The organism is Ekhidna sp., assembly GCF_965227465.1.
In the GTDB taxonomy this organism is placed as follows: domain Bacteria; phylum Bacteroidota; class Bacteroidia; order Cytophagales; family Cyclobacteriaceae; genus Ekhidna.
Map to the genome: position 1 here is coordinate 945687 of NZ_OZ245746.1, position 26303 is coordinate 971989.

At 40.9% G+C, this 26303-nt stretch carries 25 protein-coding genes; 14 read left to right on the forward strand and 11 right to left on the reverse strand.

Annotation, left to right across the window (positions count from 1 at the left end; translation table 11 throughout):
* Positions 1-168: 168 nt before the first annotated feature.
* The 8 genes from ACO05G_RS04375 to ACO05G_RS04410 form a co-directional block, all read right to left on the reverse strand.
* Positions 169-2886, reverse strand: coding sequence for a PDZ domain-containing protein (locus ACO05G_RS04375; protein ID WP_421764858.1), 2718 nt, complete (start codon positions 2884-2886; stop codon positions 169-171).
* 316 nt (positions 2887-3202) lie between these two features.
* A complete protein-coding gene (locus ACO05G_RS04380) occupies positions 3203-3346 on the reverse strand; it encodes a hypothetical protein (RefSeq protein ID WP_421764859.1) in 144 nt (47 codons plus the stop codon).
* Positions 3347-3508: 162 nt separating this feature from the next.
* Positions 3509-3724, reverse strand: a complete 216-nt coding sequence (locus ACO05G_RS04385) for a hypothetical protein (protein WP_421764860.1) — start codon at positions 3722-3724, stop codon at positions 3509-3511.
* A 9-nt stretch (positions 3725-3733) separates the two neighbouring features.
* On the reverse strand, positions 3734-4159 hold the full coding sequence (locus ACO05G_RS04390; protein WP_421764861.1) for a WapI family immunity protein: 426 nt from the start codon (positions 4157-4159) through the stop codon (positions 3734-3736).
* 259 nt (positions 4160-4418) lie between these two features.
* Positions 4419-4775: a hypothetical protein gene (locus tag ACO05G_RS04395; protein ID WP_421764862.1), complete on the reverse strand. Its 357-nt coding sequence runs from the start codon at positions 4773-4775 to the stop codon at positions 4419-4421.
* A gap of 380 nt (positions 4776-5155) precedes the next feature.
* The gene (locus tag ACO05G_RS04400) at positions 5156-6514 is read right to left on the reverse strand and encodes a M20/M25/M40 family metallo-hydrolase (RefSeq protein WP_421764863.1); all 1359 of its coding nucleotides are present in this window, start codon (positions 6512-6514) and stop codon (positions 5156-5158) included.
* A gap of 107 nt (positions 6515-6621) precedes the next feature.
* Positions 6622-7251, reverse strand: coding sequence for an alpha/beta hydrolase (locus ACO05G_RS04405; RefSeq protein ID WP_421764864.1), 630 nt, complete (start codon positions 7249-7251; stop codon positions 6622-6624).
* 109 nt (positions 7252-7360) lie between these two features.
* Complete coding sequence (locus ACO05G_RS04410; protein ID WP_421764865.1) at positions 7361-8602, reverse strand: DUF819 domain-containing protein; 1242 nt, start codon at positions 8600-8602, stop codon at positions 7361-7363.
* Between the two features lie 81 nt (positions 8603-8683).
* Here ACO05G_RS04410 and ACO05G_RS04415 point away from each other — a divergent pair, with 81 nt between their 5' ends.
* Genes ACO05G_RS04415 through ACO05G_RS04425 form a run of 3 tightly spaced genes read left to right on the forward strand, consistent with a single transcriptional unit; the run spans position 8684 to position 10568 of the window.
* A complete protein-coding gene (locus ACO05G_RS04415; protein WP_348285073.1) occupies positions 8684-8812 on the forward strand; it encodes a 30S ribosomal protein THX in 129 nt (42 codons plus the stop codon).
* A gap of 3 nt (positions 8813-8815) precedes the next feature.
* Entirely contained in the window at positions 8816-9502 is a 687-nt protein-coding gene (locus ACO05G_RS04420) for a hypothetical protein (RefSeq protein WP_421764866.1), read from the forward strand.
* Complete coding sequence (locus ACO05G_RS04425) at positions 9480-10568, forward strand: alkane 1-monooxygenase (protein ID WP_421764867.1); 1089 nt, start codon at positions 9480-9482, stop codon at positions 10566-10568. Before ACO05G_RS04420 ends, ACO05G_RS04425 begins: the two co-directional genes overlap by 23 nt.
* A gap of 1 nt (position 10569) precedes the next feature.
* On the opposite strand, the gene ACO05G_RS04430 is transcribed toward ACO05G_RS04425, so the two are convergent.
* Together ACO05G_RS04430 and ACO05G_RS04435 are read right to left on the reverse strand one after the other, a co-directional pair.
* Positions 10570-12846, reverse strand: coding sequence for a DUF5916 domain-containing protein (locus tag ACO05G_RS04430; protein WP_421764868.1), 2277 nt, complete (start codon positions 12844-12846; stop codon positions 10570-10572).
* Positions 12833-13249 (reverse strand): TerB family tellurite resistance protein, encoded by a 417-nt coding sequence (locus ACO05G_RS04435; protein ID WP_348285077.1) that lies wholly within the window; start codon positions 13247-13249, stop codon positions 12833-12835. The genes ACO05G_RS04430 and ACO05G_RS04435 overlap by 14 nt, the downstream gene beginning before the upstream one ends.
* A gap of 250 nt (positions 13250-13499) precedes the next feature.
* Between ACO05G_RS04435 and ACO05G_RS04440 the strand changes: the two genes are divergently transcribed.
* From ACO05G_RS04440 to ACO05G_RS04485, 10 genes are all read left to right on the forward strand, one after another.
* A complete protein-coding gene (locus ACO05G_RS04440; RefSeq protein ID WP_421764869.1) occupies positions 13500-14885 on the forward strand; it encodes an anthranilate synthase component I family protein in 1386 nt (461 codons plus the stop codon).
* Positions 14882-15454 carry an anthranilate synthase component II gene (locus ACO05G_RS04445; RefSeq protein ID WP_421764870.1) on the forward strand — a complete coding sequence of 191 codons (573 nt, stop codon included), beginning with the start codon at positions 14882-14884 and terminating at the stop codon, positions 15452-15454. Before ACO05G_RS04440 ends, ACO05G_RS04445 begins: the two co-directional genes overlap by 4 nt.
* Positions 15451-16443, forward strand: coding sequence for an anthranilate phosphoribosyltransferase (gene trpD / locus ACO05G_RS04450; protein WP_421764871.1), 993 nt, complete (start codon positions 15451-15453; stop codon positions 16441-16443). The genes ACO05G_RS04445 and trpD overlap by 4 nt, the downstream gene beginning before the upstream one ends.
* Positions 16443-17228, forward strand: a complete 786-nt coding sequence (gene trpC, locus ACO05G_RS04455; protein WP_421764872.1) for an indole-3-glycerol phosphate synthase TrpC — start codon at positions 16443-16445, stop codon at positions 17226-17228. The genes trpD and trpC overlap by 1 nt, the downstream gene beginning before the upstream one ends.
* The gene (locus ACO05G_RS04460; protein ID WP_421764873.1) at positions 17225-17845 is read left to right on the forward strand and encodes a phosphoribosylanthranilate isomerase; all 621 of its coding nucleotides are present in this window, start codon (positions 17225-17227) and stop codon (positions 17843-17845) included. The genes trpC and ACO05G_RS04460 overlap by 4 nt, the downstream gene beginning before the upstream one ends.
* On the forward strand, positions 17842-19023 hold the full coding sequence (trpB, locus tag ACO05G_RS04465; protein ID WP_421764874.1) for a tryptophan synthase subunit beta: 1182 nt from the start codon (positions 17842-17844) through the stop codon (positions 19021-19023). Before ACO05G_RS04460 ends, trpB begins: the two co-directional genes overlap by 4 nt.
* 19 nt (positions 19024-19042) lie before the next feature.
* Positions 19043-19816, forward strand: coding sequence for a tryptophan synthase subunit alpha (gene trpA, locus ACO05G_RS04470; RefSeq protein WP_421764875.1), 774 nt, complete (start codon positions 19043-19045; stop codon positions 19814-19816).
* Positions 19813-20820: a 3-deoxy-7-phosphoheptulonate synthase gene (gene aroF / locus ACO05G_RS04475; RefSeq protein WP_421764876.1), complete on the forward strand. Its 1008-nt coding sequence runs from the start codon at positions 19813-19815 to the stop codon at positions 20818-20820. Before trpA ends, aroF begins: the two co-directional genes overlap by 4 nt.
* A gap of 2 nt (positions 20821-20822) precedes the next feature.
* Positions 20823-21548, forward strand: a complete 726-nt coding sequence (locus tag ACO05G_RS04480) for a phenylalanine 4-monooxygenase (RefSeq protein ID WP_421764877.1) — start codon at positions 20823-20825, stop codon at positions 21546-21548.
* Positions 21549-21964: 416 nt separating this feature from the next.
* Positions 21965-23449, forward strand: a complete 1485-nt coding sequence (locus ACO05G_RS04485; RefSeq protein WP_421764878.1) for a dihydrolipoyl dehydrogenase family protein — start codon at positions 21965-21967, stop codon at positions 23447-23449.
* 56 nt (positions 23450-23505) lie between these two features.
* Here ACO05G_RS04485 and ACO05G_RS04490 read toward each other — a convergent pair whose 3' ends face one another.
* Complete coding sequence (locus ACO05G_RS04490) at positions 23506-24861, reverse strand: cell envelope integrity protein TolA (RefSeq protein WP_421764879.1); 1356 nt, start codon at positions 24859-24861, stop codon at positions 23506-23508.
* Between the two features lie 334 nt (positions 24862-25195).
* Between ACO05G_RS04490 and ACO05G_RS04495 the strand changes: the two genes are divergently transcribed.
* Positions 25196-26239 (forward strand): endonuclease/exonuclease/phosphatase family protein, encoded by a 1044-nt coding sequence (locus ACO05G_RS04495; RefSeq protein WP_421764880.1) that lies wholly within the window; start codon positions 25196-25198, stop codon positions 26237-26239.
* Positions 26240-26303 lie beyond the last annotated feature (64 nt).

The window sequence follows — 26303 nt, forward strand, 5'->3', positions numbered from 1 at the left end:
CTGCACACAAAGCCTACTCGATATGCAGCCCGGTATCCACCGTCTGAGCGCAGCGCAACGAAGCGTAAGAATCCGCCTTCTACTGGTATGGCACATGTCGCGCTATCGATCTGCCTGTGCCGGAAGACTTGCGCTAGCAGGAGGGAAAATTGCTCATTTACGGCATAACTATTCATCGGTCAACGTATATGAATGTTTTAGGAGCACCATTCCATCTACAGGAACTCCATCTTTTTCTGCGGGGTTGAATTCAAAACCTTCAAGATAGCGAACGGTTGATGAGGTGAAGTAAGTTCTGGATTTCTCGTCCACCGCATACATGTTGCAATTTTTCATATTACCCTTAGCGTCAATGAAAGCCTCAATATATATCACTCCAGTAACTCCCATTGATAATGCTCTTCTTGGATAAGAAAAAGTACCGCGTTTGTTAATTGAGGCAAGATCTGCAGATTCGGCTTTGGCCCAAAGAGAATCAATGAATGACTGATCCACTAGCTTAGGTTTGGCTAAATGGGCTGGCCATGAGTTCGTTGTAGGAACTGATGAGGATGATTGCTGGGATACAGCAGTCCGGGTTCCGGCAAATTTCTTTTTAATATTATCCTTCGATATCCTGGTCGGAAATCGAATATCCACTTCCTTACCATTTTTATTGATCATACGGAGCTTAATAGATGTTTTGTCTTTATTTCTTGGATGATATCCCCTGAAATTGATTCCAGTGTTGTACTTGCCAGACATCTCTGATGACATACTCTTGACAGTACGTCCATCAATTCTCGTGATCCTGTCTCCTACTTTAATACCATTCAAATCAGCTGGACTGTTCTTGTCCACTTTGGTAACTTCGAGCATGGCATGTTCATCAATGGATCGTGTCCAAAGTCCGACGTATTTTACTGAGGTTCGTTGATTAGTGAGGTATTTATAATTCTCAGTCATGAGACAAAACATCGCCTGTGGCCAGGTTACATTTATCTCACTATATTTTCGTTCTTTAGTTAATTCTTTGTATTCTTTAATAGTAGCTTTTATGTTCGCATCCGTCGGATTGATAAGTGCTTGTAATGTCAATCGATGCTGCTTACGCTGAGAGTTATAAAGATTACCATTGTCATATCCCATTCCCGACCCTGACCTATTAGTTGCTGGGTCCGTTGCTTTCGAAACGATGTAACTTTCAGTGATTATGTGTCTATACCTATTATCTAATTCGCGATAGGGAAACCATTTATGTAATTCAAAAAATTCCTTGTGATAGCCACCATATGACACCATCTGCTCAAGTTTAAAGGACATTCCACCTTTCCCTATGAATGCATCAGCCACTGCATTGCGATCCCCAAACATTATTAGTGAGTCAATTAAATTCTTTAATTCGTATGCCTTCCCTTCTGAGGAAAAGGTTGGAATTGCCTGCAGTGATTTACGCATCACCTCATTCTCCTGACGTTCTACTCGTTCAGCCTCAACACGAGCAATCAAGACTTTCATGGAGCTTGATCCTGGATAATCCGGAAAGTAACGGAGAATATCTTTGGCATAGGTATAAGCTGAATATTCCCGCTTCTTCACATCAAGAGCAAAGTCGTACGCGATTTTTGTATAGTCGGCATACATCAAGCGATTACGGGGTGAGTCATTGTTTTTCACATACGTTCGCAGATCATTTCTGGCAGCCGATACATCACTCACAAGGGGACCCTTCTCATATTTTTTAGTAAGGGATTTGCTCTTAGCTTCCATGATTTCCCATTCCAGATCTTCAGCCAGATCATTTCGCAGATCGTATAACTTTTCCAGGGTTTTATAGCTCTCATCAATACTTTTCTGTAACGCACTCAGGTCGCCTTCTACTTTGGGTTTGATTGTGTAATCCACGTAGGCACCATATTCGGTGAACCAGATGTTCAACCTGTTCACCCAATCCCTGCATTCCAACTGATAGGTGGTGATTCTGCGTTTACCGGCATCAAACGCTTTATTGAATTTGGATTTATTGATTCGAAACTCACGTTGTTCGTCCTCTCTTCGCTTTTGTTCAGCCATCTGGTTGATAAGGTTAGCAAATCGCTGAAGCGATTGATCCATTGCCTGCTGTTTCTGTCGTTCGATTTGAGCGTTTTGTTGCCTGATCTGGTCCCATCTCTGATTGAATTCACGATTTCTTCTATCCTGCTCAGCTTTCCAGCGGCTGTATTCAGCTTGTCGCTGTGATTGATAGCTGGCTTGTTGGGATTTGGCCTGGCTGTAGGTAGAGGTAGGCTTTGATTCCGCCGACGAACTAGATGAAGAGAACGAATTAGATGAATTACTTGAATTGGTTGAAGAATTGGACGATGCACTCGAATTGGACGGCTTGTTTTTTTGAGCTTGAGCAGCACATGTGGCCTGCATATCTTTCTTCAAATTGGCAATACGTTGATCCCATTCCTTCCATCCGGCAGCAGCCTGTCGGCATTTTTGCGCCATTTCAGCTACACGATCAGGAAGCTTGGAGTCTGCCCGGTTCAATTCCAATTTCGAGCAGCCCTGGCATTGCCCGATGTAATCACTTGAGAAGTATTTTTGGGCAATATTGCCGGTTGCAATAGGTATGGCTGCCGGTTTTTGGCTAGCAATCGACGGTCTGGAAACCGTCTCATTCCAATTCCAATTCACATCAGTGCCTTTTGTGAAGGTCAATCCTTCGTAATATCTGGCCATGGCGATGCATTGCTGCTCACCCACCACCGCCGTAATTGAAAAATTTGGTCGTGTATGACCTTTTTCAAATCGCTCACATGGTGATTGGTATTGAGCATTTGAACGGAATGTGAAAAGTAAGACCGGCAGGATGAGTAAAAACGTTATATGGCAATTGCTTTGGTTAGATAGTTTCATAGGCGGTTACAATCATTCTTGTTGTTTAAGATAATACAAAATTGGGACCAAAATTGTCACTTAGGGATCAATACCCTTCTCGCAATTCCAGATTTTTAATGTAGAGACCACTCTCTGTTTTATAATTGTGTACCCACCAATTTATCTCTCCGAAAGACTCAAACTCCTCAATGGTTCCAACCAATTGATCGTTAATTTAATACTCTACTTTTCCATTCTTTCCCAGTATTTTCATTCGGTGATACGTAGATTTTGAAGTTTTTACAGACCGGCTGTTGATACAAACGTTCCCATTGTCACGTCACGACCTCTCAGGCTATATAGCTCCGAACGATGGGGGTTCTGCCTTCTCCGGAGCGCGTGCAATCCCGATTACATTTTCGCTACCATTTTCTACGATTAGTTGTTTGATAATGGACAAACCAAGTTGACCGTTGGCTGATGTAACTGCTATTTTCATTGGTTGAGTTTATAGGTGAAAATGAATACGAACTATCAATTTGATAGACTCAACAATTCTAAGTCATTAATTAGTTCGCATAGAGATGAGTAGAGGGATGTGGAGACGTTTATAGCAGAAATTCTTATAGGATGGGTTGGAATGGAATGGTTGTGGCGTGTTTTACTTATCCCTCAGCTCATTTCTTGCAGCTTCAAGTTGTTCTTTATAGTTGGTCAAAAGTGGTACAGTAAGTTGTTTTTCGAGTTCAGCTTCTAAGTTCCACAAAACTCGTTGTTCAGCTTGATCTACAAAATCTAGCTTCGTGTCAGCGTTCGATATTCTTGATAAAAGTTCAAAGAGAACAAGGGCTTCCTCATTAGATAATTCAATGTTCATTTTGGTGAGTTATACAGTGTTTTCCAGTTGTTCCAAAGTTGACCTGAGCTGGTTGATTACTTTCGGTATGAACGTCTGGTCAGTTGTTAATTCAAAGTTGACAGATGACTTATAATCTTGAGTTCGCAAGCATCCTTTTAATTCAATTTGGCCGTTTGGAGTTGGGCTGAAACTAACTTCAATATTGTCCTCTAGGTTGGATAGTACGAATTCATATTTTAGAGTATCATATAGCTTTTGAAGATCTGTCAAAAACTGGTTCAGTTCACCCTTCATAAAGGTTGCTCTAATATTGGTGTTGATTCCTGTTAGTTGAAGTTTGATTGTTGCCAGAAGAAAGTCAGAATCGGTTGGAGTATAGCCTCTGCCTTCCCCTTCAGTTACAATGTCTCCGAGTTCAAGGTATTCGTTATTATCTCCAATGTGAATGTTCATTCGTAATGCAGTCTATGCGCCACAACGCCCATGTATGAGGCGTGTGCTCACACTTGGCTAATAACTGTAAAATAGTGAAGTCTGCCGGTGCTTCCAAAGTTTGTAGAAAGCAGTGCGTTCCACAAGTGAAAAAATCCCTCTAACTGAAGTCTCCAAACAGCACAAAACTTTCTCGGCGGCTGACTCACGGTCGAGTTCAGGTGCGGCATGCAGAATGCACGCAAGCATATGCCTCATACATATTGTTGTGAGGCGTATTTTATTTTCTTATTTCTTCTACAGTAAGCTTTATCATCGATGCACATGCTTCAAACTTGTTATCAAAAGTTCGAGTTTCTACGAGTCCGTTTCGGTCAAAGTACTTCACCGTCCATCCATGTTTTCGAGCTGATCCGAACGACCATACAGGGCTCCATCTTATGTCATCAGAATATTGAAGCCAATCGTCAATTAGACTAGGTCTTTCGTTTAAGTACTCTAAAATCTTGTCTATAGTAATTTCAGCGTGCAGTTGATAATACCCGCAATCCTCCAGAATCTTTATGGGAGATTTATTTTCCCGATTGTAAATTATTGGGAACCCGCAGATGTCAGCTACACACTTTAAGACATCCATTTCTATCTATCAAATAATGTCTTTCTCCTTCGTTCCTCAGTTCTAGCGTTATGGTCACTGAATCCAGAGTATTCTCTATTAGTTCCAAGAAGCCAAGGACTACCCCCAGAATTCTAGTAAAAATCGATCGTTTCTTCCGTTCCTTAAAGTTCCTCATTGTTCAGATGTTAGTTACGCTGCTCTTTTTGCTACTCGGTAATGCCTCACAACATATTGTAAAGTGCACTCAGTGCACCTTATTTTTCTTATATTTTTGGAGATGCTATTTCCCTAATCAACTGATTTACAATCACAAATCCAATTATTAATCGTTTGTAAGCATTTGTTGTCGGATATAAACGCCACCTCTAATTATTAGGTCTATATCAAATATACCGTTTCTACTTCAATCCTTCCTGATCCAATAGGTACATCATGGCGCTCATACTTGCCGCACCTAACTCAAGTTCGCGCTGATCCACTGCCTCAAATACATCCGCAGGGGTGTGATGGTAGATGAAGTACTTCTGAGTGCTGGGTCTTAAGCCAATCAGCAGCGTTCCATGTGACCTTAAAGGTCCAATGTCAGCCCCTCCTCCGTTTTGGTCAAAGTCCCAAACTCGATAGGGGAGGAAGTAGTCTCTCCAGGCTTTGATTTGTGCACGTTGCTCATCTGTACCGGAAGTAGAGAATCCCAGCGGCTGAAATCCGCCGGAATCAGACTCCAGCGCTGCAATGTGTTTTTCACCTTTTTCTTTGGCCACCCGTGCGTATGCTCTTCCACCTCTCAAGCCATTTTCTTCGTTCATCCACATCACTGCCCTGAGTGTCCGTTTTGGAGTTATTCCCAGCACTTTGAATAGTCGTAGTGCTTCTATCGCCTGCATGCAACCACTACCGTCATCATGGGCACCTTCACCCACATCCCATGAGTCCAGGTGGCCGCCCACGGCAATGATTTCATCCGGAAATTCCGAGCCTCGCAGTTCGCCTATTACATTATAGGAAAGCACATCAGGCAGCTGTTGGCAATGCGTTTCTATGTAAACATTCAGTTTTTGTTCTTTTAAAATGCGACTGAGTCGGTCGGCATCATTGGTGCTGATTGCTACGGCAGGTATTTGATTAATCAAAGCCTTGTACCTAAGCGATCCCGTGTGCGGAATATCATCCTTTCTATTCGTAACGGATCGAATGATAATAGCTTTAGCACCATATTTAGCCGCTTCTGAAGCTCCGGAAGCACGTTGAACCACTGCTCCACCATACGCACCAAACGTATTTATGATGGTTGGATCCATGGCGCCATTATAGAATACGATTTTGCCTTCAATTTTCTTTCCCAACTCATTCACCTCGTCAATGCCACTCACTTCGATGACCTCTGCCAGGACTCCTGCAGGACCTGTGCCAACAGAGTTACCCAGTGCAAGAGCGTTCATTTCAAACGTTCCGTGTTTACCAGAATTGAGAGCTCGCACTACCTCTTTCTTGCCTCGCACCCAATGAGGGACCATAACAGGTTGTAAATACACTGTATCAAATCCATACGATTCCATGAGTTGCTTGGTGTATTCTACGGCAGCAGCTGCTTCTGGTGAACCTGACAGCCTGTTCCCAATTTCCTTGCAAAGCACCCGCAGGTCTTCGTATACACGACCGTTGGTCAATGCTTCATCATAGATTTCTTTGATCTTTTTTTCGTGTTGAGCGAATGAAATTGTAGGGAAGAGTAGGAGTAGAACTAATGCTTTTTTCATGAATAGAAAATTAGGAAATAATTTCCAGCATTTGACTAGGCTTTCTTTTAAGGTGATTATTCATACTTTGAAGGGCCGACTAGTTGTATAAAGGGATGGAATAGATCTTACAACTTTCCTACAATCTCCGGAATCACCCGATGACCCCCATCATACCAATGCAATTCTGGTTGTCTTTCGATGGCTTTTTTCACTACCTCATTTTGTTTAGGAATCATTTCTTCTTTAAAGTAGATGTCTTCCTTGCTGGTATAGTAGTGAATACCTTCTTTACCAGTTAAAAAGCTCCAGTCTTCTGGATTTGTATCAGGAGGGAAGGTGCCTGCCCAGATGATCATTTGATCAAAAGAGATTTTGGCATGTGCAGCATACCTCCCCATCGTAGCTGTGCCTTGTGAAAATCCAAAATAAATAAGTTCTCTTCCTTTCAGGTCATATTGCGCCAGGACTTCATCTATATAGGAATATTGGTTTTCAATTTCGGTCAAACGATCTTCCTTCGTCATCCATGAAGCTCCGACACGTCCGTATACTCCATCCAGGTAGTACTTAGAAAGTCCTTGAGGGGCAATAATGAAGTTTTTTTCCGGGTCTAGCGCTTCAAATTTCTTAATGAAAAACTCGGCCAATTGTCCATATCCATGAAAGACCAACCATATACGTTGCGTTTTTTCTGTTAACTCATTGAGCGTGTAGAAAGGTGCTTTAACACTAATGCCTATGTGATGTTGCTTCATTTTTTTGAGTGTCATTCTGAGCGCAGCGAAGAATCTCTTAAAAAGTAAAGATTTCTCCTTTCAGTCGAAATGACAAGTTAGCGGCGACTCAAAGCTTATGATTCCGTATTTACCCCGCCACTGCTTGCATCATCAAACCACATAGATATGCCCCATAGGTTCCAAGAACATACCCCAACACCGCCATGAGTACGCCTACAGGTGCTAATGAGGGATGAAACTCAGTTGCTATAACTGGAGCTGATGCCGCGCCTCCTACATTTGCTGTACTACCCACAGCAATGAAGAAATACGGAGCTTTTATCAGCTTAGCTACAATTGCCAGTAGCAAAACGTGAAATAGAATCCAGGTAATGCCCAGAAAGAAGTACCCGGGATTGGAGAAGATTGCCAGGATGTCCATATTCATTCCTATGGTTGCCACCAAAATGTAAATGAAGGCTCGTCCAATGCGTGAAGCACCCACGCCCTCTAGCTGTCGGGCCTTTGTGAATGATAGAATGACGCCCAAAGTTGTTGCTATTACCACGAGCCAGAAAAACCCTGAAGTCAGGCTGTATTGTTCGAGTTTAGGAAACTCCTTAAGAAAAGGCACAATCAGGTCTGAGCAAAAATGAGCAAACCCTGTACAGGCAAAACCCAGCATGAGTACTTTCATCAGATCCGTAAGGTTTGGAATCTTTGCGACACTTGCCTGATAGTCCTCCATTTTTGTTTTCAAGGCTTCTATTGCAGAAGAGTCCGCTTTGAGCTTACGATCAATTAATTTAGTTACAGCCACTCCTGCAATCAGTATTCCGAGCCAGGCATTTCCAACAATAATATCAACTGTCACCATTGTAGAAAACAACTCGTCACTCACCTCAAATACTTCTTTCATAGTCGCTTGATTGGCTCCTCCACCTATCCATGAACCTGCAATAGTGGTCATCCCACGCCATACTTCATTTGGAGCAACGCCACCAACCAAATCTGGTGCAATCTGTGAAAATATCATGATCGTCAATGGACCACCAATCATAATACCCACTGTACCGGTCACAAACATGATCACGGCTTTAGATCCAAGTTTGGCAATCTCCTTGAGGTCTACACTGATCGTTAATAGCACTAAACTTGCCGGTAGCAAATACCTGGATGCGACAAAGTAAAGGTTAGATTTTGATGGATCAATCAAACCCACAGCTTTTAAAAGAGAGGGAAGAAAGTAGCATACCAGCAGTGCCGGCACGTACGTATAAAACTTTTTCCAGAATGGGTGATCTAGTGCAGAAGTATAAAACACTCCACCTAGCATTAACATAAGGATACCAAAAATTACGGCATCATTTGTGATAAAAGGTTGATCCATTTGATTTTGAATTAGCTTCAAGGATAATCATTTCCATTGAGCATATCCATGATTATTTTATTTTTGGAAAAAAATACAATTATGGGAAAAGGAGATATCAAAACCAGAAGAGGAAAGATTTCTAAAGGTACGTACGGAGTTTCCAGACCTAAAAGTGCAAATAAGAAATCGAATCAGGTAGCTGAAAAGAAGAAATCTAAAAAGAAGTAATTAATGAGATTGATATGGCTGGTCTGCTTTGCATTGATTGTTAATGTAGGGATCGCACAAAAGACGTATGTAGGGGTGAAGGCAGGGGGCCATGCTTCGTCAGCATTTATTGAACACACCATTTTTAACCTGAATGTGAATACAACATTCCTGCCGGGGACAAGTAGTGGTGTGTTTGTTAAGTATTTACCTAAAGCTGCGAATACTTTCCTGAATTCGGGAATCCAAATTGGTGCAAACTATGTCCAAAAAGGGTGGCGTCAGACATTTTTAACGGACGAACCTTCCTATACGGCCCGAATGAATTACCTGGAAATTCCACTTGAGGGATTCGGGTATTTTGGGGATAGGAACAAATATTTCATTTCAGCAGGATTTTATACCGAGTTTTTGTTGAACACAGACTTAGATCCAGTGCCTCAATTGAATAATATGGGTGGGGCTGACTTTTATACATACAGAGCGGGTAGAGATCGTGATATTGGATATGGTGCCAGATTAGGAGGCGGTATGTTTAGAGATTTGTCCATTGGCACCTTCCAACTGGAAGGATTTTTTAGCTATAGTTTCAGTAATTTTATTGACCCTGGGGATTTAACTACCGAGAGACCTGACTTGTCCAATCATTGGGCGGTGGGCTTTACAGTAGGATATATGATTTCTTTAGGTGGAAATAAAAATGTGGAATAGCAAGAAACTATATGCGCTTAGATACTTAAATGTATTGGTGTTGCCAATACTGGCATATGTAAGTTTTATATCCCATGGTTGGGTTACTTATTTGCCGCTGGTAGAATCATTTGTATTCGTTCCACTGCTGGAGTTGGCCTACAAGGCGAATCCGACTAATCTTACCTCTGAGAAGGAAGAGCTTCGTAAGGATGACCCGATTTATGATTGGCAGCTCTACATCATGGTGCCAATACAGCTTGGACTATTAGGCGTGTTTCTTTTTGCAATGCAAGAAGAAGGTCTAACCCTTGCCGATAAAATAGGCAGAACAACTGCCATGGGATTGCTATGTGGTGTCATTGGAATAAACGTGGCACATGAGTTAGGTCACAGGAGCAAATGGTATGAGCAATTCATGGCTAAACTGTTACTTATGACTTCTCTTTACATGCATTTTTTCATAGAGCATAACAGGGGTCATCATAAAAATGTGAGTACACGCGAAGATCCTTCATCCGCGAGATATGGAGAGATGCTGTATGGTTTTTGGATTCGCTCGGTGGTCTTCACTTACCTATCTGCATGGAAGTTGGAAGCTGAAAGACTAAAGAAAAAGGGGGAATCAATCATTTCCTTTAGGAATGAGATGATTCAGTTTCAGCTCATTCAAATCGCCTTGATCGTAGCAATAGGACTTTATTTTGGGTGGACTGTTTTAGGTTATTTTGTGCTGGCAGCCATAATGGGATTTTTGCTCCTTGAGACAGTCAATTACATTGAGCATTATGGTCTGGAGCGTGATAAAAAAGGGGAGAGGTATGAGCGTGTAATGCCACATCATTCATGGAATTCTGATCATAAATTGGGAAGAATCATACTTTTCGAGCTATCCAGACATTCAGATCATCATTACATTGCCAGCAGGAAATATCAAATACTTAGACACATAGATGATAGCCCACAAATGCCCACAGGCTACCCAGGAATGATGATTTTAGCCTCGGTACCACCGCTTTGGTTTAGCATAATGAATCCCAAAATAAAAAAGATTCGGGAACAGCAAAATCTGGCAAATGGCGCTTAGCTTAAAGATTTAACCAATAGTTGATTTTAAATACGATGGCTCGGTTCCTTGTTTGAAACCCATCGGTGATGTAGTTATCCGTGTATACCAGGAAGACATCAGAGACTGGTTTAAATCTCCACTGAAACCGTGAATTATGACCAAGATTTTCACTTTGAGAGTTGTATTGAATAAATGTGGTAAAAAACACATTGTTACTCAATGTCAGGTCAAACCTGGGCCCTATAAGATATAAGTCAGCGTCACTGTAAGGATCCGGTAGATTTACCTTGTTGTATTCTCCATTAAGCTCGATTTGCATCAAAGGAGGCATTCGGAATGTCAAACCTAATTCAGCGTTAAATCGTCTTCCGTTAAAAAAACCTCCATTGCTAATAGACCCACGAACTATAAAGTTTTTTCTTCTATCCGATCGATAAAAAATACGATACCTATACCAATCATGCGTGGTATTTTCCTCCAACTCAACACCATCAGATCTGGAAGGATCAAAAGAAGAAGTTAGTGACACATAGTTCCAGTTTGAGCCTACTTCAAGATAAGATGTGTTTAGAAACGAAAAACGGTACTCTACACCAGCGTCATTATCCAGCCTTTCCCATTCATTTGTAAGTACTCCTCCAAAATCGAACGAGGCACCATGACGTTGAATGGTGCTGCCCTCTTTAGGGAAAATATTAAACTCTGTTCCCGCCCCATAATTAGATACACCAGTTCTTGGTACGAATCCTACTTCCGCATTGTGATTCTCACCGATGCGTTGAAAGTTTACTCTTGCACCAAATGTAGGCTTCTGATATCTCAAGAATGCTCCGGTCGCATATTTTTCATCAGAACTTACATTGGGGTCTGAAGATCGATGATAGAAAAAATCGCCTTCCCAACTGTTGTCTACTGTAGCGAGATTATAATCCAGGCCATATACATAGTTGTATTCACTCAAGGTAATAAGGGTGTCTTCTGCAGCAATTTCGTTACCAAACTCATCCCTTAATTCACCTGTGGAAGCTAATCTTATAGAATCGTATTCCACTGCGGAATTGCCCAGGTTGTTTCTGCCGACAAAGATTGCACTCAATCGAGACCGGCCAAAGATCTGTCGCTCTAAAACAGCTACCGAATAGTTTTGAGCCGGTGAAAGTTCTTTTGAGGTTTCATCCCGATTGGTCACCATATTTAAAGCTCCTACTCGCCATTTGCTGCCTATCTTTCCGCTTAAGCGTGCACCTGCTATAATCGGAACGTTTCTTCTGGTTTCTCCGGAACCCTGAATGCCAATTCGACGGGAAAAGAAAGGCCTGCTCCTGAAAAACCCACCATCAGCAAATAGGTCTTGATTTTCCAGAAAGAACTGCCTACGTTCAGGGAAGAATAACTCAAATCGTTGCAGGTTGGTAACCTGTTGATCTACCTCGACTTGAGAAAAATCAGGGTTGAATGTTAGGTCTAGATTTAGCGAACTCGAAACAGCCACTTTTGCATCGAATCCGGCATCAAGTTTATATTCTGTTGGTTCTCCCTCTTCGTGATTTCTTCCGGCACTTGAAGCTACGTAAGGAATTAAGGTTACATTGGGTCCGGCTGGTTCTGGCGATTGATCCCAATTTAATCTTCCTGAAAAAGTCATGTTACTCATTCGGTATCCCTGAGGTACCTGTATCCATGCCGTTCGTTCATTTCGCTTAAGGTTATTTCTAAGCACTTGTAGGTTCCATTGATTTACGTTGTTATAGCGTATGGTTTTAAAAGGAATTGAAATTTCAACGGACCAGAAATTATCTCCTTTGTAAACAGCACTAAACCACTTATTGTCCCAATCGTCTCGTACATCGCCACCTAAAAGGACTAAACCTTCACGCTGCACATTATTGGGAGTAACCTGAAAGGAAAACCCATTGGTTTTGTCATTATATGGATCGAGGTAGACTCCTACATTATCATTATTACTCCACCCAAAGTCTCTTCTTCTGGTAGTAGAAATGTAATCCCCATCCAGGTAATCATAACAGATCACACCAATAATGATTGCCTTATCTGTATAAGTAATCATGAATTGGGTGCTGTCAAGTGCCGGCTGATCATCAGTAGGAAAGGTTTGATAAAAGCCACCAGCTTTAGGGAGTTTCTTCCAAACAGGTTCGTCCAACTTACCATCAAGCTGTATGAATTCATCAGTAGACTCGATGAAGTAATCAACCTGATCAGGAAGATTTTGTCCCCAGCTCCATACACTTACCAATAAGAAGAAAAGAGTTAGTATTCTTTTAATCCTGTTCATTCATTGGGATTAGATGCTGATCAGCAATTGATCGCAAGAAGTTTTTGTTTGAATTGATACTTGGATCTTTATATATGTAGGCAGAAAGGTCAGCGATCACACCCGGCTTATATCCCAAATTTAAAGCCAGTTTTTCGCAAAACTTGATTTCGTTCGAATGGACTTTTCCATCAGCTTTCATCATTCTGATGATGTTAAACAAGTAATTGAATTTTTCATCAGGCGGTAAATCCTTAAGCTTCGGAATAGGGCGTGGGTTATTAACTATTTCAGCAGTTTTTTCTTCTGAAACACCCAACCCATCGGCGATAAACATGATCAATCTATATTCCTCCTCCGCAACTACATTGTCAGCTTTAGAAAGATGCGCCAGAATACTTATTTGTTCTTCATTCGATAACATGGCGGAAATTTAGTTCAAATTCATTAATCCTATGAATGACTTACACGACTGGTTGAAAAAAAGTTTAGAAATTTTAAATCTCTATTGCTTTTTAAAACTAAATACAATTAGCTTAGCGATCATAAAATGAAGACAGTAAATAAATATTGGTGGTGGCATGTAAGCAATTTTGATTGTTGACGAGCTACTGCTGTGTTTAGAAAATATATAAACCCTGACAGATTCGTCAGGGTTTTTTTGTTTTAAGACCATGAGTAAACTGAAAATAAATACACGAGAACGTAAGATTTTGGCAGATACCATCACTCCGGTGAGTATTTACTTGAAATTACGTGACCGGTTTGCGAATTCTTTTTTGTTGGAAAGTTCCGACTATCACGGTTCGGAAAATAGCTTTTCCTATATCTGTTGCTCCCCAATCGCTTATATGTGTGCAAAAGCAGATATGGTTGAAAGGAAGATGCCAGGAAAGGAACCTGATAGGTACCCATTGAAAGATTTGAAAGTTGAAGTAGAATCCTTCACACATTCGTTCGAGTCAGATCATTATGAAGGATATATCAAATCGGGGCTATTTGGCTACTTCTCTTATGATGCCAAAGCAAAATTTGAACATATTGATTCCGAGGTAGATGGTTCTATCCCCTTAGCTCAATATCATTTGTTTCAGTTCATCATTGCGCTTGATCATTTTAAGAACGAGTGTCACATCATTGAATCATTTACAGATAAGCCTGATGATTCTTTGTTTGAAGAGGTAATCGAATTGATTCAACAGCGGAATATCCCAGGTTACCCATTTCGTACCAACGGTGAAAAAGTCTCAAACAAGACGGATGGTCAATACCTGGAAATTGTTAAGCAGGGAATACATCACTGTCACATTGGGGATGTGTTTCAGGTGGTGCTTTCACGTAATTTTCAAATTCCTTTTCAAGGCGATGAATTTCAGGTCTACCGAGCACTTAGATCTGTTAATCCTTCACCCTACCTTTTTTATTTTGATTATGGGGGCTTTCGCTTATTCGGCTCTTCACCTGAGGCACAGATAGTTTTAAAAGACGGAAAGGCAGAAATTCACCCGATAGCAGGAACCTTTAAAAGAACGGGTGATGATCAGGCAGACTCCTTACTAGCCAGCCAATTATTAGAGGATCCAAAGGAAGACTCTGAGCATGTCATGCTCGTTGATTTAGCACGAAATGATTTGAGTAGAAGTTGTGATAATGTAACCGTTGATACCTACAAAGAGGTACAGTACTATTCCCATGTCATACACCTTGTCTCCAAAGTAACCGGAGAGATAAAAAAGGGAGCTTCTTTTATGGATATTGTTGCTGAAACTTTCCCTGCAGGCACCCTTTCGGGTGCTCCCAAGATACGTGCAATGGAAATCATACAGCAAAATGAAAATACACCAAGAGGATTTTATGGAGGTGCCGTAGGGTTCATGGATTTTAAAGGAAACTTTAATCATGCCATTATGATCAGGAGTTTCTTAAGTAAAAACAATTCACTCAAATTCCAGGCAGGAGCAGGGGTAGTTGCTCAATCCATACCGGAAAACGAGTTGCAGGAAGTTTACAATAAAGTGGGAGCATTGGAGCATGCGATAAAGGAGGCTGAGAAATTATGAAAAAGGTATTGGTTATAGATAATTACGATTCCTTCACTTATAACTTGGTGCACATACTTAGGGAATTAGGCTTGAATGAATCCATGAAGATCGTTCAGAACGATGAATTTGAACTGGATGAGGTTGAAGATTTTGAGCATATTCTTTTGTCACCCGGACCGGGAGTTCCCAGTCAGGCCGGATTCATGCCTGATGTTATTAAGAGATATGCGGCAACTAAAAATATTTTAGGTGTCTGCCTTGGGCATCAGGGGGTAGGCGAAGCTTTTGGAGCAAAATTGCTGAATTTACCTCAGGTATATCATGGCATGGTGACCCCAATATCGTTAATTGAGGAAGATGATTTATTTAAAGGTCTCCCCTCATCATTTAATGTATGTAGATACCACTCATGGGTGATAGAGAAAAGCAGTATACCGGAAACACTGATAGTAACCAGTGTAGCTGAGAATGGGAATGTAATGTCGGTAAAGCATAGAGAATTTAATGTAAGAGGCGTTCAATTCCATCCGGAATCCATCATGACAGAATATGGCAAAGACCTGATCAAAAATTGGATCTCATTATGAAGGATATACTAAACAGATTGATCAATAATCATACGCTCTCCAGAGCGGAGGCTAAGGAGGTGCTGACAGGTCTTGCAACAGGACAGTACAATAACAGTCAAATAGCAGCATTTTTGACGGTTTACCTGATGAGGGCAATTAGAGTAGAAGAACTGGAAGGTTTTAGAGATGCCATGCTTGAACTGTGTAATGCTGTGGATTTGGAAGGATATAATGCAATTGATGTATGTGGAACAGGAGGTGATGGTAAGAATACATTCAACATTTCTACCATTTCATCATTTATTGTAGCCGGAGCAGAAGTAAATGTTGCTAAACATGGAAATTATGGAGTTTCATCAGTAAGTGGGTCGTCCAATGTATTGGAGTATTTAGGTGTCAAATTTTCAGGAGATGCAGATCAAATGAAAAGATCGATTGATGAGTCTGGAATTTGCTTTATGCATGCCCCATTGTTTCATCCTGCCATGAAAAATGTGGCTCCCATCAGAAAGGAACTGGGAGTTAAGACCTTCTTTAATATGCTGGGGCCAATGGTTAATCCATCATTTCCACCTAATCAATTGGTTGGAGTATTTAATCTGGAATTGGCACGATTGTATGGTTACCTCTACCAAAATACAAACAAGCATTTTTCAATAGTGCATTCTCTGGATGGGTATGATGAAGTTTCTCTTACTAGCGATTTTAAGATCATATCAAATAGCAAAGAAGAGTTAGTGTCCCCTAAATCGCTAGGGTTTAACTCATTAAGTCAAGATCAATTACATGGAGGAGAAACGATCGAAGATTCAGCGGTGATCTTTTCGAACATACTTGATGGCAAAGGCACGGAAGCGCAAAATGCGGCAGTTCTTGTTAACGCTGGATTAGCGATAGCCACCACTTTGCAATCGAACTACGAGCAGGGGATTAAAAAAGCAAGAGAGTCACTGGCTAGTGGAGCTGCATTTAAATCATTTAAAAACTTTTTAAGGGTGAATAGTTAATGGATATTCTTTCAGAAATAATAGCAAATAAGAAAAAAGAAGTAAAGGCTCAGAAAGAACTTTACCCAATCAAGTTACTCGAGAAAAGTGTTTTTTTTGAAGGAGAACCTGTTTCCTTAATTAAGTACCTTAAAAGACCCGATAAGTCAGGAGTAATAGCGGAAATCAAGCGCAAATCACCATCTAAAGGAATTATAAATGAGCATGTATCTATCGAACGTACATCCATAGGTTATATGCAGGCAGGAGCTTCCGGGTTGTCAATACTGACAGATAATCACTATTTCGGAGGTTCTGCTGAAGACCTTAAAGTTGCCAGGTCGTTTAATTTCTGCCCTATTCTTAGAAAAGATTTCATGATCGATGAGTATCAGGTGATCGAAGCTAAGTCTCTAGGAGCGGATGTTATTCTATTAATTGCTTCAGTGTTAGATAAAAAAGAGATCGAAAAACTAGGAGGTCTGGCGCAGAGTTTGGGGATGCAGGTACTGCTTGAGGTTCATGACGAAAAGGAGTTGATCAATTCCATATCGGAAAAGGTCAATTTAATTGGAGTAAACAATCGGGACCTAAAAACTTTTAAAACAGTTGTGAAGACATCCTTTGATTTAGCGGATAAAATTCCTTCGGAGTTTCTGAAAGTTTCTGAAAGTGGATTATCAGAACCACAAACAATTAAGGATTTAAAAGCTTGTGGTTATCAGGGGTTTCTCATGGGAGAGACTTTTATGAAAAACGGCAGACCTGAGCGGGCTGCAAAAGAATTTATAAAGCAATTAGTATGAGTGAACTAAAGCTGAAAGTATGCGGCATGAGAGATCCTGAAAACATTCAGGGTTTACTTGACCTTAAGCCTGATTTTATTGGATTTATTTTTTATTCAAAGTCCCCACGCTTTGTTAGTGAAATCGATGAAGACTTCATTATGCGAATTCCTTTGAGCATTCGAAAGGTGGGTGTTTTTGTGAATGAAACGATCGAACGAATCGTTGCATTAGCAGATAAATATGGATTGAAATATATTCAATTGCACGGAGATGAGGACCTTTCATTTGCCAACGCATTGAAGGAGCGTGGATTAAAAATAATTAAGGTCTTTCGGGTAATGGATGCGATTCCTTTTTACGCGAAGAACTATAAAGGAATCGCAGATTATTTCTTATTTGATACCGCTTCAATTAATTACGGTGGATCAGGGCGTCACTTTGATTGGAATATTCTCAATAATTATAATCTGGATATACCATTTCTTTTAAGTGGAGGTGTCCAGCTGAAGGATATCGAAAATATAAAAATGATGAACATCCCCCAATTAGCGGGTATTGATGTTAATAGTCAGTTTGAAATAGAGCCAGGGTTAAAAGACCTGGACAAATTAAGAGAGTTAAAAGCGGCATTATGAAATTCAGTGTAAACGATAAAGGCTACTATGGGAATTTTGGTGGAGCATACATTCCGGAAATGCTGTATCCAAATGTGGAGGAGTTGAGAGAAAACTATTTGGAAATAATAGCGTCAACTGATTTTAACAATGAGTTTGAGCACTTGCTAAAAACCTATGTAGGCAGACCTACACCCCTCTACTATGCTGAAAGGCTTTCACAGAAATACAAAACGAAGATCTACCTTAAACGAGAGGATTTATGCCACACTGGGGCTCATAAAGTCAATAATACCATTGGGCAGATTTTACTCGCAAGGCGATTGGGTAAATCGAAGATCATTGCTGAAACAGGAGCGGGGCAGCATGGAGTTGCTACAGCTACGGTTTGTGCATTAATGGGAATGGAGTGTGTGGTGTATATGGGCGAAATAGATATGGCCAGGCAAAAACCTAATGTCGAGCGAATGAAAATATTGGGAGCAAAGGTTCGACCAGCTACTTCAGGTAGCAAAACGCTGAAGGATGCAACCAATGAGGCGATGCGTCACTGGATAAATAACCCAACTGACACACATTATATCATAGGCTCGGTTGTAGGCCCACATCCTTACCCGGATATGGTAGCGAGATTTCAATCGGTTATAAGCACTGAAATGAAAGACCAATTGCAGGAGGTAGAGGGACGAAATAGCCCTGACCACATTATTGCATGTGTAGGTGGTGGCAGCAATGCTGCCGGAGCTTTCTATCACTTCTTACAAGATGAATCGGTCAACCTGATCGCTGCAGAAGCAGCAGGTTTGGGCATCTCCTCCGGAAAGTCTGCAGCTACAACCACATTGGGTAAGTCAGGTGTTCTGCATGGAAGTAAAACCATTTTGATGCAGACAGAAGATGGACAGGTTGTTGAACCGTATAGCATTTCAGCGGGGCTGGACTATCCTGGGATAGGTCCCATTCATGCACATCTTTTTGAATCAGGCAGAGCCGAATTTTTTGGAATCACTGATGAAGAAGCCATGATTGCCGGAGTAGAATTGAGCAAGTTGGAAGGAATTATCCCTGCTGTAGAAACAGCCCATGCACTAGCTGTTTTTGGAAACCGACAATTTTCAGAAAACGAGGTGGTAGTTGTTAACCTATCCGGAAGAGGAGATAAAGATTTGGAGACATATATCAAATGGGGAAACTATTGATATGAATGATCAATTGATTATGAATAGGATTGAACAAACTTTTAAAGAGAAAGTCGATATTCTGAATATCTATTTCACTGCAGGCTATCCGCGTTTTGACGATACAATTCGCATCGCCAAAGCGCTTGAAGATGCAGGTGCTGATATGCTGGAAATTGGCATTCCTTTCTCAGATCCTGTGGCAGATGGTCCTACAATTCAGGAAAGCTCACAAAAAGCACTCGAAAATGGAATGACGCTGACAAAACTTTTTGACCAGCTAGTTTCATTACGGGAGACTGTGACGATTCCGGTTTTACTCATGGGTTATGTCAATCCAATTATTCAATTCGGCATCAGCCAATTTTGCAATAAGTGTGTTGAAGTTGGAATTGACGGAGTAATTGTTCCTGATTTACCGATGCAAGAATATTTAAAGGTGTATCAACATCAATTCAAGAAAAGTGGGATTAAAAACACGTTTCTTATCAGTCCCAATACTTCGAATGAACGTATTGAGCTAATTGATGGTCACACCGATGGGTTTATCTATATGGTGTCATCTTCCAGCATTACTGGGGCCAAATCAGGTGTTCAGAGCGGCCAGATTGAATATTACAAAAGGATTAGCGCAATGAATCTAAGGAATCCCCGATTGATTGGGTTTGGCATATCTGATAAGGAAACATTCAAGACCGCCTGTCAGCATGCCAATGGAGCCATTATCGGAAGTGCCTTTGTTAAAGAGCTAAAAGAAGACGCATCAGAGGATGCAATTAAAAAATTCATTAAAGGGATAAAAGGACAAGTATGATCATACAACTGGAACAAGGCGTCAATGGAGAAGTTCTCAAGTCTGTAGAGGGAGAGCTAAAGTCTTTGAATTACAAGACTACACATGTTCAAACCCAATGCGGGAGTTACCTGATCGGTACAGGCAAAAAACAGTTTGACATCAGAAAGCTGGGACATCTCAACGGAATCAAGGATATACATGTGGTTTCTGATGATTATAAGTTGGTTTCTGCCAAATGGAAGGTAAATCCTACAGTAATTGATTTGGGCGATGATGTGAAAATTGGTGGAGGAAACTTTGCACTAATGGCAGGCCCATGCAGTATTGAAGGGGAGGAAAACATCTTAGATACCATCAATTTCTTGAAATCTAACAATATCAAAATAATGAGAGGGGGAGTCTATAAACCGAGAAGTTCGCCGTACTCATTTAGAGGGCTTGGAATCGATGGTTTAAAGCTGTGGCATAAGCTGGCAAGAGAAAATGGAATCAAGATTGTTTCAGAGGTCATGCAGGTCTCACAAATAGCCCCTATGTACGATTACGTAGATATGTTTCAGGTTGGTGCACGAAATACGCAGAACTATAACTTGCTCGATGAGCTTGGGAGCGTAGATAAGCCTGTGATGATCAAACGTGGCATTTCAGGTACCATTGATGAGTTACTGCACAGTGCTGAATATGTTTTCTCAGGGGGGAATGAACGACTACTGCTGTGTGAGCGTGGAATTAGAACTTATGAAAAAGCGTCAAGAAACACTTTCGATATTAATGCTATTCCAATACTGAAAGAGAAATCTCACCTTCCCGTCATTGCCGATCCATCTCATGGGATCGGAATCAGGGATCATGTTGGACCTGTTGCGATGGCGTCAACAGTAGCCGGGGCAGACGGTGTGATTTTTGAAACTCATTGCAGGCCTGAAGAAGCATTTTCAGACGGCCAGCAAACACTTGACTTTGGGGAGGCATCTCGACTAATTGAAAAACTAAGAACTTTAAATAGCATTACTGCTGATTGATCATGAAACAGATTTACGAAAACTATACAGACGAGGACTTTGAGGTATGGAAAATCCTTTTTGATCGCCAGATGAAGCAATTTCCTACCCATGCATGCGATGCTTTTAAAGAGGGGTTGAAGATTGCTGATTTTGAAACTGGCTTGATTCCTGACTTCCAAGAAACCAACCAGATTCTTCAGGAAACAACCGGTTGGCAATTAGCCGTGGTTCCTGGTATAGTCCCCGATTATACCTTCTTTGAACTTATGGCAAATCGTCGTTTTCCAGCGACTACCTGGTTAAGAAAGATGAAAGAATTGGATTATCTGGAAGAACCGGATATGTTTCATGATGTATTTGCGCACGTTCCACTATTGACCAATCAACACTTTGTAAACTTCCTAGAGGAGCTTAGTAAAATAGGATTAAAGTATGTAGGCAATGACCATGCAATTCAACTTTTATCCAGAGTTTACTGGTTCACCGTTGAGTTTGGACTAATACGAGAAAAAGAAGGTCTTCGTATTTATGGAGCTGGTATCCTTTCCTCTGCGGGAGAAACAAAATTTTCTTTAAGTGAGGAACCGCCAAAACATGAATTTAGCATTGAGCACATGCTGAATACTCCATACCGAAAGGATAAGTTTCAGGTAGAATATTTTATTACCGAATCGTATGAGCAGCTGTTTAACTCTATACCTGAGGTAAAAGTGTTGTTGGAGGAGAAGCTAGCGGAAACTGTCTGATAATTGTGGATAAACTCGTGGAAAAGTATGGTAAAACTTGTTGATAACTAAGTAGTTACATTCTTTGGAGATGTAAAATTATGGTCTACATTAGTATCATCAAACAAGGGATAGGAAGCTGAAACGAGAGTTTCCGGTTGGACAAAGGGAAGTTGATTTTAAGTTTGGCTTGGATCAACGAAGTTTGAAGGACTGTAGCGGAAAAGCGGTCGTGAGGCAACTCGCGATAGCGCATCCAAAGGGAATCCGAACAGTAGTTTGAAATATTGCAGTTGCTACGGCAGTTGCAGTATTAAAAGGGTGAAGATCATTCATTGATTCTTCACCCTTTTTGTTTTCTATCAGACCTTTAAGATGGATCGTAACCATTAAATCATTCAAATTCTTATCTTTAGGGAAAACAATCGCCTAGCCAAATGAAGAAATTTGACGTCTGTGTCATAGGTGGTGGACCTGCAGGATATGCGGCCGCCATGCGCGCTATTGATTTCGGGAAAAGTGTTGCACTTATAGAAAAAGATAAACTTGGAGGGGCTGGTATCCATCAGGGAGCTCTCTGGAGCAAAACCTGGTGGGAGATTTCCCGTGAAGCCCGAATGATTAACCTACATGGAAATGCGCTCAATGTAGGAAGTACAGAGTTCAGCTTTGAGAAGGTGAAAGGTGAAGTTTCGGATGCGGTAGCTGAGCGGGTTAACCTACTTAGCCATCACATGGAAAACATCAATCTTGGATTAGGTGAAGACCTCTTTGAATACATCCATGGTGTAGCTCACGTGAAAGACAAAAATACGGTGGAGGTTTCGGGAAATGGACAAGATCAAACACTGGAAGCAGATTACATTGTGCTTGCGACCGGAAGTGTACCACGTAAGCTTCCTCACCTTCCCATAGATGAAGAAATCGTTTTCACTTCCGACGGACTTAGCAACTTAACCAAGTTTCCTAAATCCATTGTGATTGTAGGTGCCGGAGTGATTGGGTGTGAGTTTGCTACCATCTTCTCGAATTTTGGTCATACGAAGGTTCATTTGATAGACAAAGGCGATCGTATTCTTCCATTCGAGGATGAGGATGTAGTGAAGGTCATCGAAAAGAATCTGGAAGCAAAAGGTGTACTCATTCACAGAAATTCGAAACTCATAGAAATGAAAGTGGATGAGGATGAAGTAGTATATATCCTTGAATATAATGACGGCACTAAGGAAAGCTTCAGAGTGGAAAAAGGATTGATTTCCATTGGACGAGTTCCACAATACGATCAATTGTTAGATGAAGGTTTAGGGGTTGAAGTAGATAATCGTGGAATCAAAGATGATCTCACACAAACCTCTGTATCCAACATTTATGCGGTAGGAGATATCACCGCAGATATTTCTTTGGTGAATGTAGGAGAGTTGGAAGGCCGCTATGCGATCGAGCGGATTTTTGGCAAACCCGAACAGCCGCTGATCTACAAGAATATCTCAACGATCATGTTTTTAGATCCGGAAGTAGCAGGTGTTGGTATGAATGAAATTCAAGCTAAACAAGCGGGTCTGGAGTATCGAACCGTCAGCTTGAGCTATGAAACGAATGCGAGAGCAACAGCCATGAGAAATACGGAAGGCTTCATTAAGGTATTGGTGACCAACGATGATGACATGAACATCTTAGGTATGCGAGTGGTAGGTGAGCATGCCTCCAGTGCGATACAAGCAGTGGCACTCTTGATCTCTCAGGATAAAAGCATTAAAGAACTGGCCGAGTTGATTCACCCACACCCATCGATCATTGAAGGCATTCAAGAATGCGGACGTATACTCATGGGTAAGCCACTATTCAAGCCACGTGTGCTTAGAGATGCCATTAGATGCCAGGTATGGGATGGAAAGAGCTATAAAGATTTGGTGAGTGGGTAGTAAGAATACCCTGGAAGTAGCTAAATAACAAAAAAAGAGGCTTTCGCCTCTTTGTCTTAGTTCGAAAATTTAGAGTTATCAACTGTGAGTTGTTTGGCCATCGCAGCGCCAATTAGAGATTCCAGTGGTGTGCCTCCACCATCTTCGCTACCGATAATCATGGTCGCAGGGAAGGTCAGCTTCGATAGCTCTGCAGCAACACCTACCGAGGTTTTATACTGCCACTCAGCTCTTTCCTGAGGTGTCAATCCAGCCGTTACCAACTTTGCATTCTCGTAAGCTTTTGCATCAGCGGAAACCTTCTTCTGTTGCGCTAACAGTCGCTCGGTTTCAAGCGCAATCGCTGCAAGCTCTTTGTTCGTGCGCTCTTGCTTTAGCTTGGTCTCGATGGCGATGAGCTGCTTGACTTGCTCTTTCTCCTGCGTTACTCGTTCACCAGCTTTATCACGCTCACCTTCTGCAATGATCCGGGCTTGTGCCGCTTTTGCCGTCTCCACTTTCTGCTGTTCGATTTGTCGTTTAGCAGATTCATCTCGTTGGGCTTCCAGTCGCTGCTTAAAGATTGGCTCTAAGACTACATCATCCACAATTACCTGAGATACAATGATGTTGTTTTCTGTCAACTCATGCGGAATACGCTTTGGTAATCCATTCTGAAGTACTTTCTCTACCGTATAGCTTGTCCGAATCTCCTTGATTGCGCGATCTGTATTCGGCTTCTGTATTTCACTAAAGACTGTGTCCCTATGCTCAATCTTAATTACTGCATAAGCGCCATCTTTCAATTGCTCGTCCAGAGTTTGACGGAAACTCTGTGCTTCTCCGGAAATGTAGTCCTGAGCGGCATACATATATCCGGTATTGTTAGTTTGCTCACGGATAGTAGGTATCAGCGTGTTTTGTACCAGATTGTCCATCGTACGGTACTTGATTGCGAGCGTGATGAAGTCTATTTCATTGGTCGGTAATTGAAACCTGCCTGAGATTTTCACTTCTGCTGTTACCTGATCGATGAACCGGATGGGGATGGGCTTCATCAAGCCTTCGATATCCTTTACTTCATCGCCGGGATCAACCACTTTCACATCAATGTATTTTTGCCACGGTACAACTTTCGCAAATCCTCGAAACTTAATTCCCTGACTCATCACTACGTCGCTATGACCGGTAGGGTAAACTAAAAAGTACTGGTAACCAGGCTCAGCCCAAAAGAACATGTAAGGGAGCATTGCGATCAATAAACCAGCTCCAGCAAGTACCAGTGATATCTTTTTGGTAAACATCAGGAAGAAGGGTGGTGCCTTTCTTCGGATCAATACACCGTCTTCAAATTGATCTTTATCACTCAATTGAGGACGTAAGTAAAACATAAACAGACCGAAAAGGATAATTATTATTCCAACTAAGATCATAGTTTTCAAAATTTAAAGGTTAAACATCTATTTTATAATTCGTATAGTTGCATTTACAAATACACAATATATATAACGAAGAATATTTACGATAGGTTACATATAAACAAAAATATATTTTGATTATATGTATAATAAAAGATTATAATTCTAATTAATTAATATAATCAGTTTATTATTCCTTTAATGATATTTATATATCTATTATCAGAATAATATTTATTAATCTTGATTGATAATTGTTTGATTTTTAATGAGATATAATATTTTGTGTATTTGCTTTAGCGAATATTAAATCGTAATAATATTAATTTCTATGGTTTAATTTCACCAGATGAAAATCCTTCTCATCACGTTCAGTATTATTTTCATCATTTCCGCAATTGCTCCTTTATCTAAGAGGGAAGAATGGTGGATTCGTGGATTTGACTTTCCATATGTTCATTTCACGATCTTAGGTTTTCTATGCGTTATTGGCTGGAGTGTCTTTGATCAGCCACAAGGTTGGCTGGAGGGATTTATCTGTGGAATAACCATCGCATTATTCGTTTATCGTCTCACAGTGATCTATCCGTATACGAAACTGAAGCGACCGACCGTTCCGTGGAGTGAAGATGGAAACTCCAGGATTCGTTTTGTATCGGCCAATGTCCTCATGACCAATAACGATTATCTAGGATGCCTTGCTATGATTGAGGAAAGCGAACCGGACATACTATTTCTAGTTGAAGTTGATGCTAAATGGAAGGACGCAATTGATGAAAAGTTAAGTGAAGCATTTCCGTACAAGGTTTTAAAGCCCATAAATAATACATACGGAATGATGTTATACTCGAAGCTTAAACTGGTAGATAGTACCATTCAGTTTTTGATCGAAGAAGATGTACCATCCATCCATACTAAAATTGAACTCTCAAATGATGAGATCATCCAGTTTTACGGTCTGCATCCAAAGCCGCCTGCCCCTGGAGAGAATGACACGTCCACTCCAAGAGATGCTGAGTTGGTTCTTGTCGGAAGAATGGCAAGAAAATCTAAGCTACCAATTGTTGTAGCAGGTGATATGAATGATGTAGCATGGTCTCATACTACCAGGTTATTTATGCGCATAAGTGGACTTTTAGATCCCCGTATGGGTCGCGGATTTTATAATACATTTCACGCCATGAGACCGTTATTGAAGTGGCCATTGGATCATATTTTCTTAAGTCATCACTTTCGAATAGCAAGGCTGAGTCGACTTGCTAATTTTCACTCTGATCATTATCCGATTTTAATAGAAATAACACTTAATCCTTCCACTCAGGCACTCGTTTCAAAGGAACATGCAGACAAAGATGATTTAAAAGAAGCCCGGAATAAACTTGAAAAAGTTTGATAATTTATTAATAACTGATTGATAAATACTTTTTTCGTAGAATCAATCGGTTTGAATTACCAGT

Bases quoted from the DNA above. Each gene is read 5' to 3' on its own strand.
- ACO05G_RS04375 (WP_421764858.1), bottom strand. From the start codon at position 2,886: ATGAAACTATCTAACCAAAGCAATTGCCATATAACGTTTTTACTCATC.
- ACO05G_RS04380 (WP_421764859.1), bottom strand. From the start codon at position 3,346: ATGAAAATAGCAGTTACATCAGCCAACGGTCAACTTGGTTTGTCCATT.
- ACO05G_RS04385 (WP_421764860.1), bottom strand. From the start codon at position 3,724: ATGAACATTGAATTATCTAATGAGGAAGCCCTTGTTCTCTTTGAACTT.
- ACO05G_RS04390 (WP_421764861.1), bottom strand. From the start codon at position 4,159: ATGAACATTCACATTGGAGATAATAACGAATACCTTGAACTCGGAGAC.
- ACO05G_RS04395 (WP_421764862.1), bottom strand. From the start codon at position 4,775: ATGGATGTCTTAAAGTGTGTAGCTGACATCTGCGGGTTCCCAATAATT.
- ACO05G_RS04400 (WP_421764863.1), bottom strand. From the start codon at position 6,514: ATGAAAAAAGCATTAGTTCTACTCCTACTCTTCCCTACAATTTCATTC.
- ACO05G_RS04405 (WP_421764864.1), bottom strand. From the start codon at position 7,251: ATGAAGCAACATCACATAGGCATTAGTGTTAAAGCACCTTTCTACACG.
- ACO05G_RS04410 (WP_421764865.1), bottom strand. From the start codon at position 8,602: ATGGATCAACCTTTTATCACAAATGATGCCGTAATTTTTGGTATCCTT.
- ACO05G_RS04415 (WP_348285073.1), top strand. From the start codon at position 8,684: ATGGGAAAAGGAGATATCAAAACCAGAAGAGGAAAGATTTCTAAAGGT.
- ACO05G_RS04420 (WP_421764866.1), top strand. From the start codon at position 8,816: ATGAGATTGATATGGCTGGTCTGCTTTGCATTGATTGTTAATGTAGGG.
- ACO05G_RS04430 (WP_421764868.1), bottom strand. From the start codon at position 12,846: ATGAACAGGATTAAAAGAATACTAACTCTTTTCTTCTTATTGGTAAGT.
- ACO05G_RS04435 (WP_348285077.1), bottom strand. From the start codon at position 13,249: ATGTTATCGAATGAAGAACAAATAAGTATTCTGGCGCATCTTTCTAAA.
- ACO05G_RS04440 (WP_421764869.1), top strand. From the start codon at position 13,500: ATGAGTAAACTGAAAATAAATACACGAGAACGTAAGATTTTGGCAGAT.
- ACO05G_RS04445 (WP_421764870.1), top strand. From the start codon at position 14,882: ATGAAAAAGGTATTGGTTATAGATAATTACGATTCCTTCACTTATAAC.
- trpD (WP_421764871.1), top strand. From the start codon at position 15,451: ATGAAGGATATACTAAACAGATTGATCAATAATCATACGCTCTCCAGA.
- trpC (WP_421764872.1), top strand. From the start codon at position 16,443: ATGGATATTCTTTCAGAAATAATAGCAAATAAGAAAAAAGAAGTAAAG.
- ACO05G_RS04460 (WP_421764873.1), top strand. From the start codon at position 17,225: ATGAGTGAACTAAAGCTGAAAGTATGCGGCATGAGAGATCCTGAAAAC.
- trpB (WP_421764874.1), top strand. From the start codon at position 17,842: ATGAAATTCAGTGTAAACGATAAAGGCTACTATGGGAATTTTGGTGGA.
- trpA (WP_421764875.1), top strand. From the start codon at position 19,043: ATGAATAGGATTGAACAAACTTTTAAAGAGAAAGTCGATATTCTGAAT.
- aroF (WP_421764876.1), top strand. From the start codon at position 19,813: ATGATCATACAACTGGAACAAGGCGTCAATGGAGAAGTTCTCAAGTCT.
- ACO05G_RS04480 (WP_421764877.1), top strand. From the start codon at position 20,823: ATGAAACAGATTTACGAAAACTATACAGACGAGGACTTTGAGGTATGG.
- ACO05G_RS04485 (WP_421764878.1), top strand. From the start codon at position 21,965: ATGAAGAAATTTGACGTCTGTGTCATAGGTGGTGGACCTGCAGGATAT.
- ACO05G_RS04490 (WP_421764879.1), bottom strand. From the start codon at position 24,861: ATGATCTTAGTTGGAATAATAATTATCCTTTTCGGTCTGTTTATGTTT.
- ACO05G_RS04495 (WP_421764880.1), top strand. From the start codon at position 25,196: ATGAAAATCCTTCTCATCACGTTCAGTATTATTTTCATCATTTCCGCA.